Annotated in this window: 13 protein-coding genes, 1 tRNA gene and 1 pseudogene; 7 read left to right on the top strand and 8 right to left on the bottom strand. The window is 68.6% G+C overall.

All coding sequences use genetic code 11. The features are described from left to right. Positions 1 to 63: 63 nt before the first annotated feature. The 3 genes from ACUN0C_RS03855 to ACUN0C_RS03845 are packed head-to-tail and all read right to left on the bottom strand — an operon-like array spanning position 64 to position 2,408. Positions 64 to 765 (bottom strand): hypothetical protein, encoded by a 702-nt coding sequence (locus ACUN0C_RS03855; RefSeq protein WP_445465007.1) that lies wholly within the window; start codon positions 763 to 765, stop codon positions 64 to 66. Between the two features lie 3 nt (positions 766 to 768). Beyond that, positions 769 to 1,851: an AI-2E family transporter gene (locus tag ACUN0C_RS03850; RefSeq protein ID WP_445465006.1), complete on the bottom strand. Its 1,083-nt coding sequence runs from the start codon at positions 1,849 to 1,851 to the stop codon at positions 769 to 771. Positions 1,852 to 1,865: 14 nt separating this feature from the next. Next, positions 1,866 to 2,408, bottom strand: coding sequence for a CDP-alcohol phosphatidyltransferase family protein (locus tag ACUN0C_RS03845; protein ID WP_445465005.1), 543 nt, complete (start codon positions 2,406 to 2,408; stop codon positions 1,866 to 1,868). A gap of 85 nt (positions 2,409 to 2,493) precedes the next feature. Here ACUN0C_RS03845 and purM point away from each other — a divergent pair, with 85 nt between their 5' ends. Both purM and purN read left to right on the top strand, forming a co-directional pair. After that, on the top strand, positions 2,494 to 3,561 hold the full coding sequence (gene purM / locus ACUN0C_RS03840; RefSeq protein ID WP_445465004.1) for a phosphoribosylformylglycinamidine cyclo-ligase: 1,068 nt from the start codon (positions 2,494 to 2,496) through the stop codon (positions 3,559 to 3,561). Between the two features lie 4 nt (positions 3,562 to 3,565). Beyond that, positions 3,566 to 4,225, top strand: coding sequence for a phosphoribosylglycinamide formyltransferase (gene purN, locus ACUN0C_RS03835; protein WP_445465003.1), 660 nt, complete (start codon positions 3,566 to 3,568; stop codon positions 4,223 to 4,225). 68 nt (positions 4,226 to 4,293) lie between these two features. Here purN and ACUN0C_RS03830 read toward each other — a convergent pair whose 3' ends face one another. After that, the gene (locus ACUN0C_RS03830; protein ID WP_445465002.1) at positions 4,294 to 5,355 is read right to left on the bottom strand and encodes a COX15/CtaA family protein; all 1,062 of its coding nucleotides are present in this window, start codon (positions 5,353 to 5,355) and stop codon (positions 4,294 to 4,296) included. Between the two features lie 124 nt (positions 5,356 to 5,479). Here ACUN0C_RS03830 and ACUN0C_RS03825 point away from each other — a divergent pair. Then, positions 5,480 to 5,617: pseudogene (locus ACUN0C_RS03825) on the top strand (DUF2842 domain-containing protein); the annotation flags it as partial. Between the two features lie 19 nt (positions 5,618 to 5,636). Here the strand turns inward: ACUN0C_RS03825 and ACUN0C_RS03820 are convergent. Further along, positions 5,637 to 6,782, bottom strand: coding sequence for a polysaccharide deacetylase family protein (locus ACUN0C_RS03820; RefSeq protein WP_445465001.1), 1,146 nt, complete (start codon positions 6,780 to 6,782; stop codon positions 5,637 to 5,639). Continuing rightward, positions 6,782 to 8,842, bottom strand: coding sequence for a Wzz/FepE/Etk N-terminal domain-containing protein (locus tag ACUN0C_RS03815; RefSeq protein ID WP_445465000.1), 2,061 nt, complete (start codon positions 8,840 to 8,842; stop codon positions 6,782 to 6,784). The genes ACUN0C_RS03820 and ACUN0C_RS03815 overlap by 1 nt, the downstream gene beginning before the upstream one ends. 127 nt (positions 8,843 to 8,969) lie before the next feature. On the opposite strand from ACUN0C_RS03815, the gene ACUN0C_RS03810 reads away from it, so the two are divergent. From ACUN0C_RS03810 to ACUN0C_RS03795, 4 genes are all read left to right on the top strand, one after another. After that, complete coding sequence (locus ACUN0C_RS03810) at positions 8,970 to 9,551, top strand: polysaccharide biosynthesis/export family protein (protein ID WP_445464999.1); 582 nt, start codon at positions 8,970 to 8,972, stop codon at positions 9,549 to 9,551. A 98-nt stretch (positions 9,552 to 9,649) separates the two neighbouring features. After that, the gene (locus ACUN0C_RS03805) at positions 9,650 to 11,182 is read left to right on the top strand and encodes an undecaprenyl-phosphate glucose phosphotransferase (RefSeq protein WP_445464998.1); all 1,533 of its coding nucleotides are present in this window, start codon (positions 9,650 to 9,652) and stop codon (positions 11,180 to 11,182) included. Continuing rightward, entirely contained in the window at positions 11,182 to 12,540 is a 1,359-nt protein-coding gene (locus ACUN0C_RS03800) for an O-antigen ligase family protein (RefSeq protein ID WP_445464997.1), read from the top strand. The genes ACUN0C_RS03805 and ACUN0C_RS03800 overlap by 1 nt, the downstream gene beginning before the upstream one ends. Further along, positions 12,518 to 12,594 (top strand) — tRNA-Pro (locus ACUN0C_RS03795). The genes ACUN0C_RS03800 and ACUN0C_RS03795 overlap by 23 nt, the downstream gene beginning before the upstream one ends. Before the next feature lie 27 nt (positions 12,595 to 12,621). Here the strand turns inward: ACUN0C_RS03795 and ACUN0C_RS03790 are convergent. Beyond that, positions 12,622 to 13,149 (bottom strand): MerR family transcriptional regulator, encoded by a 528-nt coding sequence (locus ACUN0C_RS03790; protein ID WP_445464996.1) that lies wholly within the window; start codon positions 13,147 to 13,149, stop codon positions 12,622 to 12,624. Positions 13,150 to 13,163: 14 nt separating this feature from the next. Continuing rightward, positions 13,164 to 13,484 carry an integration host factor subunit alpha gene (locus ACUN0C_RS03785; protein ID WP_445464995.1) on the bottom strand — a complete coding sequence of 107 codons (321 nt, stop codon included), beginning with the start codon at positions 13,482 to 13,484 and terminating at the stop codon, positions 13,164 to 13,166. Positions 13,485 to 13,554 lie beyond the last annotated feature (70 nt).

Here is a 13,554-nt window from a genome sequence, read left to right as displayed (position 1 = left end):
GCATGTTTCGCCTCTTGAACGGCATCGGAGGCTATCCGAGGGCTTCGGCGGCATGATGACAGGCTAATGACGATCTTGGAATTCCGCCGGGTCGGCAATCTCGGCGAGCACGGTCGCGGCGAGTGCCCGGCTGATCCGCCGCTGGTCCGCGAGGGCGGCCCGGTCGAGCGCCGCGACCACGGCGGCGGCTGCCGTGAAGGATCGCTCCATGCGAAGCAGCATGAAGTCGAGCACCGGCCGCTCCACCAGGAGCTGGCGATCGGCGAAGAGCTTTACGAGGACCTGCCTCAGCTGCGGCTCATCCGGCTCGTGCAGCCGGAGCGCAGTCGCCAGGCGGAGCCGCGAGGCGAGGTCGGGCAGCGCGACGCCCCACCCGGTGGCCGGCTCGCGCGCGACGAGGAGCAGCGCCGTCCCGCTCTCCCGCACGAGGTTGATGAGGTGGAAGAGGGCTGATTCGGGCACGCTCCCCGGCGCGATGGCATCCACGGCCACTGGCCGGCTCATCGCCGTTTCGAACAGGTCGGCATTGCCCAGTTCGGTTGCCGCGGCCAGCCGTGCGCCGCTCCGCGCCGCCCAGATGTGGGCGAGGTGCGTCTTTCCGGACCCAGGCGGCCCGCTGAGGGCGACGACCGGCGTCGGCCAGTCCGGCCAGCGGCCGATGAACCCCGCCGCTTCGCGGTTGGCAGCGCCGACGACGTAGGAATCGGGGCCGTACGCGACGGCATGCCCGAGCTCGAGGGGGATCTGGCGCGGCCCGCTGCTCATCGCCTAGGTCAGCGGCTCGCCGGGCTCGGACCGGTCGTGCCCCCAGTAGATCCGGCTGTGCTGGTAGCGCTCGAGCGCGAAGCGGACGAGGACGCCGAGCGCTGCGGTCAGCGGGACGGCGAGCAGCAGCCCGACGAAGCCGAACAGCGAGCCGAACGCGAACAGCGCGAACATCAGCCACACCGGGTGGACTCCGATGCTCGACCCGACGAGTCGCGGCTGCAGGATGTTGCCCTCGATGAACTGGCCGACGGCGAAGACACCCACAACGGCCGCCACCCAGATCCAGTCCGGCCAGAACTGCACGAGCGCCACGCCGACCGAAAGCACGAAGCCGACGATGGTGCCGACATAGGGGATGAAGCTGATGATGCCCGCGATCGACCCGATCAGGACGCCGAAATTGAGGCCGACCACGCTGAGCCCGACGGCGTAGAACGTGCCGAGGAGGATGCAGACCGTGAACTGCCCGCGCACGAAGCCGGCCATTGCCCGGTCGATGCGGCGGCTGAGCTCCCTGATCGTGCCGACATGGTCGCGCGGCAGGAGGTCGTCGATCTTGGCGACCATGCGGTCCCAGTCGTAGAGCAGATAGAAGGCGACGACCGGCGTCACCACGAACAGGCTCACCACGTTCACGACGGCCCGGCCGCCGGCCCAGAGCGAGGACACGACGGCGCCGAGCCAGCTCGCCGCCTGGCCGGCGAACTGCTGGATGGTCGTGCGGGCGTCGCCGCCGCCGAGGAGTTCCGAGAAGCGCGTCTCGAAGAGCTTGTCGGCGAGCTCCTGCAACCGCGTCACGTGCTCCGGCAGACGTGCGATGAAGGTCATGAGCTGCGCCCCGAGGACCGGCACGAGCACCAGCAGCGCCAGGGCGAAAAGGACCACCGACAGGACGAGGATGGCGAGGGTCGCCCAGAGCCGGTTCATGCCGAGCCGCTGCAGGCGATCTGCGACTGGGTCGAGCAGATAGGCGAGCGCGAGGCCCATGATGAACGGCAGCAGGATGTCCCTGAACAGCCACAGGAACAGGAGGAGACCCAGCGAAGCCGCGATCCAGAAGGCCGCCTGACGTCCGTAGCTCAAACGCCGCTCGCCGCTCAGGACCCGCCCCCGCCCGCCATGTGCTTCAGCCAGGCGACGAGATAGGCCGCCGTCGAAATCAGCGTCAAGCCGGCGGTGGCCACGATCGCCGGGCCGATCGCCGGTTCGAAGGCCGCGAATCCCGCCGCCCCGCCGAGGACCAGGCCGACGAGGATGATCTGGGCGGCGGTGTTCAGCTTCGACACCCGGATCGGCCGGATCGAGACCGGGTTCCCGAGCATGTAGGACAGCGCGACCGCCCCGATGATGAGGAAGTCCCGGCTGACCACCGCCACGATCAGCCAGGCCGGCAGGAACCCCTTCACGCCGAGCGTCACGAAGAGCGACACCAGCAGCGTCTTGTCGGCGAACGGATCGAGGTAGGCGCCGAGTTCGGATGCAGCGCCGAAACGCTTCGCGATGAAGCCGTCCACCGCATCCGATATGCCCGCCAGGATGAAAAGGATCAGGGCCGCGCCGAAGCGGTCCACGATCATCAGCCAGATCATCACCGGGACGGCGATCAGGCGGGCGAGAGTGATGAAATTCGGAATCGTCACGCTTGTTGTTCCGGACGTTCTGCGGCAGGGCCGTCAGAACGGGCATCGCTTGCAATCACCACGTTCCGGCTCTAGGCGCTAGTCCATGACGGAACCCGCCCGGCCGCTGACATATCGCGACGCCGGCGTCGACATCGACGCCGGAAACGCGCTCGTCCAAAGGATCAAGCCGCTCGCGGCCGCCACGCAGCGCCCCGGCGTGACGGGCGGGCTCGGCGGCTTCGGCGCGCTCTTCGACCTCAAGGCGGCCGGCTTCCGCGACCCGATCCTGGTCTCCTCGACGGACGGCGTGGGCACCAAGCTGAAGGTCGCCATTGAAACCGGGCGGCACGAAGGCGTCGGCATCGACCTGGTGGCGATGTGCGTCAACGATCTCGTCGTCCAGGGCGCGGAGCCGCTGTTCTTCCTCGACTACTTTGCGACCGGCTCGCTGGCCGTGGACCAGGCCGCCACGGTCGTGGCCGGGATCGCGGAGGGCTGCCGCCAGGCCGGCGCCGCGCTCGTGGGCGGCGAGACCGCGGAAATGCCCGGGCTCTATTCCGCCGGAGACTACGACCTCGCCGGCTTCGCCGTGGGCGCCGTGGAGCGCGACGCGATCCTGCCCCGCCGGGACATGGCCGCAGGCGACATCCTGCTCGGGCTCGCCTCCAGCGGTGTCCATTCCAACGGGTTCTCGCTCGTCCGGCGGATTGTCGCCGCAGCGGCACTCGATTGGGCGGATCCGGCGCCGTTCGCCGCCGGCGAGTCCCTCGGGAAGGCGCTCCTTTCGCCGACCCGGATCTACGTCCGGCCCTGCCTGGCCGCGATCCGGGAGACCGGCGCCGTGAAGGCGCTCGCCCACATCACCGGAGGCGGTCTCACCGAGAACGTGCCGCGGGTCCTGCCGGACGGCCTCGCCGCCGAGATCGACCTCTCCGCGATCCGGGTGCCGCCGGTGTTCCGCTGGCTCGCGGCGGCCGGACCGGTCGCCGAGCCCGAGATGCTTCGCAGCTTCAATTGCGGGATCGGCATGGTGCTCGCGGTCGAGGCCGGTGCAGCTCCGGCCGTGACCCGAACCCTCGAGACGGCCGGCGAGACGGTCATCGAGATCGGGGCTCTCGCCCGGAGCACCGGCGAACGCGTGCGCTTCGCCGGCCGGCTCGCGCTCGGCTGACGCGATGCGGCGCACCCGGACCGCCGTGCTCATCTCTGGGCGCGGCAGCAACCTCGCGGCCCTGCTCGCCGCCGCGCGGGAACCGGGCTACCCTGCCGAGATCGCGCTCGTCGTCTCCAATCGGCCGGATGCCGGGGGTCTCGGGCATGCAGCCGGGGCCGGGGTGGCCACGGCAATCGTGGATCACCGGAGCCACGCCGGCAAGCCGGCCTTCGAGGCCGCGCTCCAGGCGGTACTGGAAGCGGCGCGCATCGAGCTCGTCTGTCTCGCCGGTTTCATGCGGCTCCTCTCGGAAGCGTTCGTGGAACGCTGGCGCGACCGCATGATCAACGTCCATCCCTCCCTACTCCCCTCGTTCCGCGGGCTCGACACCCACGCACGGGCCATCGAGGCCGGCGTGCGGATTCACGGCGCGACGGTCCATTTCGTCCGCTCCGACGTCGACACCGGCCCGATCATCGTGCAGGGGGCGGTGCCGGTTCTTTCCTCCGACACCGCCGACAGCCTGGCCGCCCGCGTGCTGGCAGTCGAGCACCGGATCTATCCCCGCGCGCTGGCGCTCGTGGCCACCGGCGCGGCGACCGTCGTGGCAGAGAAGGTCGTTCTGGGTGCGGAACCCGAAGGCGCGGAGGCGCGCTGCCTGATCTGGCCGGGCCCGGCCTGAGCGGTTCATCGGGTTCCCTGCTTTGAAGCCGGGCCGCAGCGATTGACCCTCCCCGCCTCAGCGGCGGGTCAGAGGCCCCTCAAGGTGACGGCATGAGCGACGGTCGCGCCGAGCAGGATGAGCGCCACGCCCTGGTGGGCGAGCGCCAGGCCGATCGGCACGACATAGAGGAGGGTGAGGATCCCGAGGACGAACTGGACGGCCAGCACAGCCAGGATCATCCGCTGCTGCCGGCGGCCTGCGGGACCGACGCGCGTCCACGTCACCACCGCATAGAGGACTGCAGCAGCGGTCAGCAGATAGGCGCCCAATCTGTGGTTGAACTGGATGGTGGTGACGTCGTCCACCACGCTCATCCAGAACGATTCGAACGGGAACAGACCGTCCGGGACGAGGCTGCCGTCCATCAATGGCCAGGTATTGTACGTCAGTCCTGCATCGTGCCCCGCAACGAGGCCGCCCAGGGCTATCTGCACGAACACGAGCGCGACGAGACCGATCGCGCCGAGGCGCATCCAGGGCGGAACGATGATCCGGGACGGCTGGCCGAGACGGACGTACATGGCCACGAGCGAGGCGAAGAACAGGCAGGCGAGCGACAGGTGAAGCGTGAGCTTCACCGGCGCCACGGCCGTCATTCCGGGCTCCAGCCCGGACGCGACCATGATCCAGCCCACCAGTCCCTGCGTGGCGAGGAGAAGCCCCATCCCGAACAGGACGAGACCGGTCTTCGATTCGACCCGTCGGGTCGTCGTGACCCAGAGCCAGCCGACGAGATAGACGAGCCCGATCAGCCTGCCGAGCTGCCGATGGCCCCATTCCCACCAGTAGATGGTCTTGAACTCCGACAGGCTCATGTGGCTGTTCATGAGCGCGTATTGCGGAGTCTGGCGGTAGAGGGCGAATTCGGATTCCCAGGCGGCGTCCGAAAACGGGGGGATGGCACCCACGACCGGCTTCCATTCGGTGATGGAGAGGCCGGAATCGGTCAGACGGGTCGCGCCGCCGATGAGCACCATCGCGAACACGAGCACGATGACGGCGCCGAGCCAGACGCGAACCGCGCCGCGGCCTTCGCTGTGAGCGCGGGCGGCATGGTGATCGACGAGCGGAACAGCGGAAACCGACATTGTGCCCTCGTTAGCCCGCACCGCTACGCCCGGCAAGTCTCACCTTGGTCGGGTGACACATCGTCGCGAACACGACAGAAACCGCTGCATCGTTCAGCTGCGGCAACTCGGAGAACGGGATCAGATGACGGCATCCGGACGAAAGCTCGCTGGCACTTTACTACTTGTGGTTTTCATTCTCCTTTACGCGCTGATCGTCATGACCGTCGCCGCGGCCAAACTGCCGGGGACGAGCGCGCTTGTGCAACTCGTCTTCTATGTCGTCGGCGGCCTTGCCTGGGTCATACCTGCGGGTGCGGTGATCCGGTGGATGGCGCGGCCGGCGGATGACCCCGGCGGATGCCGGACTTTTTCAGCCAGCCTGCCAGACGCCAGAGATTCGGCGCAAACAGAGCCGGATAAAGCCGGACGTCCTGATAGTTCCCGTTGAGGGAGATGCGGGGCAGCCCGTGCCCGGCGCGCCCCAGAGGCACGCAGCCGGGTCGTGTCGTGAACGAGGCGACGAAGCCCTCCTCCGCCGCCAGGCGTGCTTCCCGCGGCCCGGCGGCGGTGGAATATCCGTAGGGGAATGCCAGGGTCGTCGGGCGGGTGCCGGTCTCCTGCTCGATGCGATCCGCGCTTTCGCGCATTTCGCGGCGCGCCTCCGGCTCCGGCAGCCTCTTCAGCGCTGGATGCGTCATGGTGTGGGCGCCGATCGTGCACAGCGGGTCGCGGGCGATCGCCCGCACCTCGTCCCAATCCATGACGAGGTCCGCGGCGAGCGCCCGGAGGTCGACGCCGTGGCGATCGCAGAGACGCCGGATCAGCTGCCGCTGCTGCGTCTCGTCGACGCTGCCAGCCAGGTAGTCGACCCAGATCCGGAAGGCGGCGTCCTTCTGGTCCGCCGTCCGGGTGACAAGCGCGGGCGGCCCGCCGGGTTCGGCTTCCATGCGGTCGGCCCGGGCAATGACGAGCGTGATCGCCTCCCACCAGATCTCCGCGCTGCGGTCGCAGAATCCCGGTGTCACGTAGATCGTGAAGGGGCATCCGTGCCGGCGGAACACGGGTGCGGCATGCTCCGAATTGTCGCGGTAGCCGTCGTCGAGCGTCACCGCCATGCGGCGCAAGGCGCCCGCTCCGGCCGGCTCCAGAAGCTCGGTCGGCGTCACGAAACGCCAGCCCGCCCGCGCCATCTCGGAGAGGAACCGGTCCAGGAATTCGGGCGTGACCGAGAGGTGGGACAGCGGGTCGAAGTCTGCCCCTCGTGCCGGGCGGACATGGTGGAGCGTCACGATCACGCCGGCCGCGGGCGCACCGAGCCAGCGTGCCGCCTTGAGCGCCGCCAGCAGCCGCAGGCCTCCGCCGATCAGGCGGTCACGCCTGCTGAGGCGGGGCCTTGGGAAGCCGATCTGCCCCGGCGCGGGCGGAACCGGTCGCGGCGGATTCATCAGGCCGCTTCCGTCGTTTCCTCGAACTGGTCCGGGGTGTCCTCGAGGCGAACCACGATGGCGTTCCGCGCACCCCGTTCGAGCGCCGTTTCATAGGCATGGCGCCGGTCCGATTCGGGCAGGTCCGAACTGCAGATGATCGCTGCGAGATCGGGCCGGACATGCTCGGCCGGCCAGTCGGCCAGCGAATCGGCGGCGACGATGACGGCGTCGTAGGTGTGGGTCAGGGCCGCGATCACCAGGGCCAGGCGCTGGAGCGGCGGATCGGTCTCGGTCTCGCCCATGGCGATGTAGTGGACGCGGGAGGTCTCGTCCCGCCGGATCACGTCTCCGAAGGCGGAATCGCCGGCCAGGAGTTCGCCGAGGCCGGGCCCCTTCGCCGGCAGCGCCGGCGACGGCGTCACGCCGATGTCGAGCACGATCGGCCGGACGTTCTCCCGGGCTGCGACGCGGGCACTGGCGAGCGCGATCTCCCCGGCGCCCTCGCCTCCCCGGGCACCGGCGAAGAGCGCAACCCTGACGGCAGGCTGCGCGAGCAGTTCGGCGAGCTCCGCCGTGCCCGGCTGGTCGCGCGAGAAGCGCGGATGCGGGGCATGGAGCATTGCGGGGCGGACGAATTCCAGCTCCGGCTCGCGTTCCCGCTCCGGAGCCGGCGGCGGCAGGACCTCGACCAGCCGGAACGCGCGGCCAGACGTGAATTCCCGCATGAGCACGGCCGTCACGGCGAGCAGCAGGACGGCAAGCGCGACCACGACGCTGAGCAGGCCCTTCTTCGGCCAGGACGGGTTGCGCGGCGGTTCGGCGCGGGAAATGATCCGCGCATCCACCGGCACGTATTGCGTGTCGCTGCGCGCCACCGCCTCGCGATAGCGGCCGAGGAAGGTCTCGAGCAGGTCGCGCTGCGCCCGCGCCTCGCGCTCGAGCGCACGGAGCTTGATCTCCTTCTCGTTGGCCGACGCCGCGGCGGCCATCGCGGTATTCACGTCGCCGGCGAGCGAAGCCTCGCGGGCGGCCGCCACGCGGGCGGCCGTCTCGAGCGACTGCAGGATCTTCTGGGCCTCCTGGCGGATCCGGCCGTTGAGGCTTCCGAGTTCGGTCTGGAGCGCCTGGATGCGCGGATGACCCGGCAGGAGCGTCGTCGAGAGCTGCGCGATCTCGGAGCTGAGCGCGACCTGCCGTTCCTGCAGCCGCTGGATGAGCGGCGAGCCGAGCACCTCCGAAGACGTCTCGAGCGAGCCGCCGCCGGAAAGCACCTCGCGGATGAGCCGTGCCCGCGATTCGGCTTCGGAGCGGGCTGCCTTGGCGCGTGACAGTTCGGCGTTGATCTCTGAGAGCTGCTGGGTCGTCAGGCTTCCGGCCGTGGTCGAGAGGTCGAACAGGCCCTGACTGGAGCGATAGGAGGCGACTTCCGCCTCCGCGCTCTCCACCCGCCCGCGCAGCCGGTCGATCTCCCGTTCCAGCCACGCGGTCGCCGCCGTCGATGCCTCGCGTTCCGCCTTCTGCTGCAGGTCGATGAAGGACTCGGCGATGCCGTTCGCGATCTCGGCCGCGAGCACCCGATCCGGCGCCTCGAACTCGACGCCGATGACCCGCGACTTCTCGACCACATAGACCGAGAGGCGGTCGAAATAGGTCTCCATCACGCGCTCGCGCACCGAGCGGTCCGGCGTCGCCTCCTTCGCGCCCAGCAGGATCAGCGCGGAGTCGAGCAGCGAAGGCCGGTTCGCCGAATCGAATTCCGGACGCCGGGTCAGGTCGAGGCGATCGATGACCGTGTTGGCGATGTCGCGGGAACGCAGCACCTCGACCCGGCTCTGCACCGCCGATTCGTCATAGCGCTCGAGCGGCTGGGTGTTAGCGTCCCTCGGACGGGTGAGCGGCGATTCGCGGTTCTCGATGAGGATCCGGGTGTCGGCCGTATAGAGAGGCTGCACCGTGCTCAGGAACAGATACGTACCGACCGCAGCCGCCAGGGTGAGAGCCGCCAGCAGCCATGCGTGCCGCCAGAGCGCTGCGGCCAACGCCCCAAGATCAAGTTCCGTCTCGCGGACTTCGCCCATATCGATCGTACTCCCACCGAACGCGCCCACTCTGACTGATCGTGGTTATGTCCACGTTAACACTCGCATTTCTAAGCCAGTGCCAGTGTTAGCGTCCCGTTAACCACGTCCGGTCAAGTTGGCCCCGATGCGACACCTCGCGCGCCCGGCAATTTTTCTTCGCCTGCTCCTCGTGGGCGTGCTCGCTGTCGCGCTCGCGGGCTGCGGCGGCGAGCGCCCGCCGCTGCGGATCGCATCCGCCACCGTGGAGGGGCCGTATCGCCTCGACAGCGGCGACGTCCTGCGAATCATCGTCTTCGAGCAGGCCTCCCTCACCAACACCTACCGCGTGGATCAGGCCGGCTTCATCACCTTCCCGCTGGTCGGCGAGGTGCCCGCCCGCAACGTCACGACGGACGAGCTCGAGGCCGCGCTCGAAGCGCGGCTCGGCCGCACCGTGCTGCGCAAGCCCGACGTCACGATCGAGGTCGCCACCTACCGCCCCTTCTTCGCCCTCGGCGAGGTCGGCGCGCCCGGGCAGTACGACTACGTCCCCGCCATGACGGCGGAAACCGCCATCGCCGCCGCCGGCGGCTTCACCGCTCGGGCGAACCAGCGCACCGTGCGCGTCAGCCGAACGATCGCCGGCAAGCTCTACGAAGGGCGCATTGCGGTGACCCAGCCCATCCGTCCCGGCGACACGATCTACGTCTCCGAACGGCTGTTCTGAACATCAAGCTGCAGGTAACCCTAACCCGATCAATACGTTGCTTTTTGCATGTGACTTCGCGCGTATGAACCGGCACCAACCTGCCGCGGCCATCCCGAATGTCTTACGTGTCGATCGAACCGAGCGGCGCTCCGGCCGCCGCACCCGAGGCGCCGGCTGACAGGGGCCCCGACGCCGCCGGCGGGCAGCCGCTCGGACCGGCAGCCGCCGCTATCGCCAAGGCCCTCAGCCGCCGCAAGATCTCTCCTGCGCTCGTCACCGTCCTCGCCCGCCTGTGCGATCTCGGCACCCTGCTCCTCACCGGCGGGCTGATCCTGTGGCTGTATGTCGGCAGCGCGGGGACGCCCGGGGTCCACTATTACGTCGCGCTCGTTCTGGTTTCTCTGGCCGCCGTCGTGATCGTGGGATCGATGGGCGGCTACACGTTCGCGGCCTACCGCAAGCCGATCGTGCAGATCGGCCGCACCGCCGGCCTGTGGGCCGCCGTCTTCGGCTGCTTCAGCCTCGCGATCTTCTTCCTCAAGATGAGCGAGGAGTTCTCGCGCGTCTGGCTTGCAGGCTGGTTCGGGGCCGGGTTCGTGGCGCTGACGGTCAACCGCATCGGCTTCACCCGCCTCGTCCATGCATGGACGCGCGCCGGCGTGCTCGAGCGGCGTGCTGTGCTCGTCGGCGGCGGCCCCGAGGGGGTCGCCCTCATCGAGGCGCTGAACGCGGAGAAGGAGAACGACATCCGGATCTGCGGGATCTTCGACGATCGCGACGCGTCTCGAGTTCCGGCCGCCACACTGGGCTATCCCCTGCTCGGGCGCATCGAGGAGCTCGTCGATTTCGGTCGCAAGGCCGAGATCGATCTCCTGATCGTGGCTCTGCCGCTGACCGCCGAGAAGCGCCTCGTGGCGCTGCTCCGCAAGCTCTGGGTGCTGCCCGTCGACATCCGGCTCTCCGCGCAGTCCAATCAGCTGCGCTTCAGGCCCCGCTCCTATTCCTTCATCGGGTCGGTGCCGTTCCTCGACGTCTTCGACAAGCCGATCGCCGACTGGGATTCCGTGGTGAAGCGCGCCTTCGACCTTATCGTCGCGTCGCTTGCCCTGCTTCTCCTGTCGCCGCTCCTGCTGATTGCGATGCTGGCGATCAAGCTCGAATCGCCCGGTCCCGTGTTCTTCCGGCAGCGGCGCTACGGCTTCAACAACGAGGTCATCGAGGTCTACAAGCTGCGCTCGATGTACCATGACCGCGCCGACGTCGACGCCCGCAAGGCAGTGACGCGCGGCGACCCCCGGGTGACCCGCGTCGGACGCATCATCCGCAAGACCTCGATCGACGAACTGCCGCAGCTCATCAACGTGATCCGGGGCGAACTCTCGCTCGTCGGTCCCCGGCCCCATGCGGTCGGGCACAACGAGCTCTGGAAGGAAGTGGTCGACGGCTATTTCGCCCGCCATCGGGTGAAGCCAGGCCTCACCGGCTGGGCCCAGATCCACGGCTGGCGCGGCGAGGTGGACAGCGAGGAGAAGATCCGGCACCGCGTCGAGCACGACCTCTATTACATCGAGAACTGGTCGGTGCTCCTCGACATCTACATCCTCGCGCTCACGCCTCTGAAGCTCATTACGGCGGAGAACGCCTACTGATGCGACCGGGCGCCGTTCCGGTCGGGCGGCCAGTCGAGCGGCCGACAGGCCTCCCCGTCCGCTCGATCTCCGACCTCGTGCTCTGGCTCGCGGTGTTCTCCGGGGGGTTCGTGTTCTACGAGCCGTCGCCGCACGAGCTGATCTACGCCGCCGCCATCCCGATCTGGTTCCTCGCCGGGCTGACGATCCCCCGCAGCATCGGTCCGCTCGTCTTCCTGATGCTCGCCTTCGTAGCCGGCGGGTTCCTGGCAATCACGCAATCGAGCGATCTGCAGTTCACCAAGCAGCCGCTCTTCGTGGCCGTGACCGCGTTCCTCGCCCTCACCGCGATCTTCTACGCCTCGCTCGTCGCCCGTCGGCCGGATGCGCTGCGCATCATCCTCTCGGCCTATATCGCCGCAGCGGTCGCGACGACCTTTCTCGGGATCATCGGCTATTTCGGGCTGACGCCGGACGGCCTCTTCACGCTCTACGACCGGGCGGCCGGCGGTTTCAAGGATCCGAACGTGTTCGGCCCCTTCCTCGTCTTCCCCTTCGTGATCCTCGTGCAGCGAATCCTGACAGAGCCGCTGCGGACCCTCCCCAAGAACGGCATCCTCGCCGTGATCATCCTCGCGGGAATCTTCCTATCGTTCTCGCGCGCCGCCTGGGGCCTGACCGTCCTGTCCACCGTCGCGATGGCCCTTCTCCTGTTCGTGAACGAGCGGAGCCACGCCGTCCGCGCCCGATACATCGGGCTTTCCGTTGCCGGCGCGGTCGCCGTCGCCGTTCTGCTGGCGGGAGCGCTCTCCGTGCCGGCGGTGCAGGACCTGTTCGTGCAGCGCGCGCAGATCGTCCAGGATTACGATGCCGGCCATCTCGGCCGATTCCAGCGGCACGCCATCGGGTTCAACCTGATGCTCGAACACCCGCTCGGCCTCGGCTACACCGAGTTCGGCAAGATCTTCGGCGAAGACGAGCACGACATCTGGCTGAAGGCGCTGACCACCTACGGCTGGCTCGGATTCGTCTCGTTGCTGGCGTTGACGATCTGGACGATCGCAGTCGGCGTGCCGCTGGTGTTCCGGGCGAGCGCGGTCCAGCCCGTGATGCAGGTCGCCTTCGTCGTCTTCATCGGCCACATCCTGATCGCGACGGTCATAGACGTCGACCATTGGCGACATCTCTATCTGCTGTTCGGGCTGATCTGGGGCGGCGTCGCGCTTACGCGGAGCCGCAGAGGGGCTCCGGCCAGAGGCGGCCCGGCGCGGGCGCCGCGCGGCTATCGCGAAGTGAGGATTGCGGTGCCGGTTGCCATTGCACCCCCGCCGAGGCGTAACTATAGTCCGCACGCGTCGGAGCGTAGCGCAGCCTGGTAGCGCACCTGCATGGGGTGCAGGGGGTCGGAGGTTCAAATCCTCTCGCTCCGACCATTCTCCCGGAAACGAAGTCGGACGAGATCAGCGGGCTTGGTCGAGCATCCGTTTGGCCTCGAGCAGATCGCCGAGGGCGGCTTCGAGCAGCCGTCGCTCGTCGTGGCCGAATGCGGTCGCGTGTGCGGGCCGGGCTGGTGGCGCCGGCTGCTCGCCCAACTCGCCATCCCAGCCGTCATCCCGGCCGTCGTCCTCGGTCGGGTCGCGATCGGCTGCAGCATCGGCCGGCTCGGAGGCGGGCGGCGGAGCGGGGCTCTCGATTTCCGCGGGGACGGTCTCGATGGAGCCAACCTGCCCCGCGGCGATCACGAAGGCGATCCCCTTCTCCTTGAGAAGCCGCTGCACGCCCTTGATGGTGAACCCCTCGCCATAGAGGAGCAGCCTGATCCCGCGCAGCAGGTCGACGTCGTCGGGCCGGTAATAGCGCCGGCCGCCTCCCCGCTTCAGCGGCTTGATCTGCGCGAAGCGCGTTTCCCAGAACCGAAGGACGTGCTGCGGCAGGTCGAGTTCGTCCGCCACCTCGCTGATCGTGCGGAACGCGTCGGGGCTCTTCATCTCTCGGGACTGGCTCACTCCGCCGCGCGAGCCGGCGCAGCGATCCCTTCGTTCACCCGCTGCTTCATGATGTTGCTCGGCTTGAACACGGCGACCCGGCGCGGCGGGATCGGCACCTCGCGCCCCGTCTTCGGATTGCGTCCGATGCGAAGTCCCTTGTCCCGCACCAGAAAGGAGCCGAACGAGGAGAGCTTCACCGTCTCGCCAGAAACCACTGCGTCGCAGATCTCCTGGAGCACCATCTCGACCATGGTAGCGGATTCGGCACGCGACAGGCCCAGCCGTCGATAGACGGCCTCGGCCAGGTCTGCGCGCGTGACTGTCTTGCCCCCCATAGGCCACCCGCAGCTTGAATTTCAGGTCGGCTCTCGCCGAGGGCCAAACCTATTGGATGGCCCCGAACCG

It is taken from the genome of Faunimonas sp. B44 (genome assembly GCF_052655945.1).
This window is presented reverse-complemented; position numbering and strand designations above follow the sequence as displayed.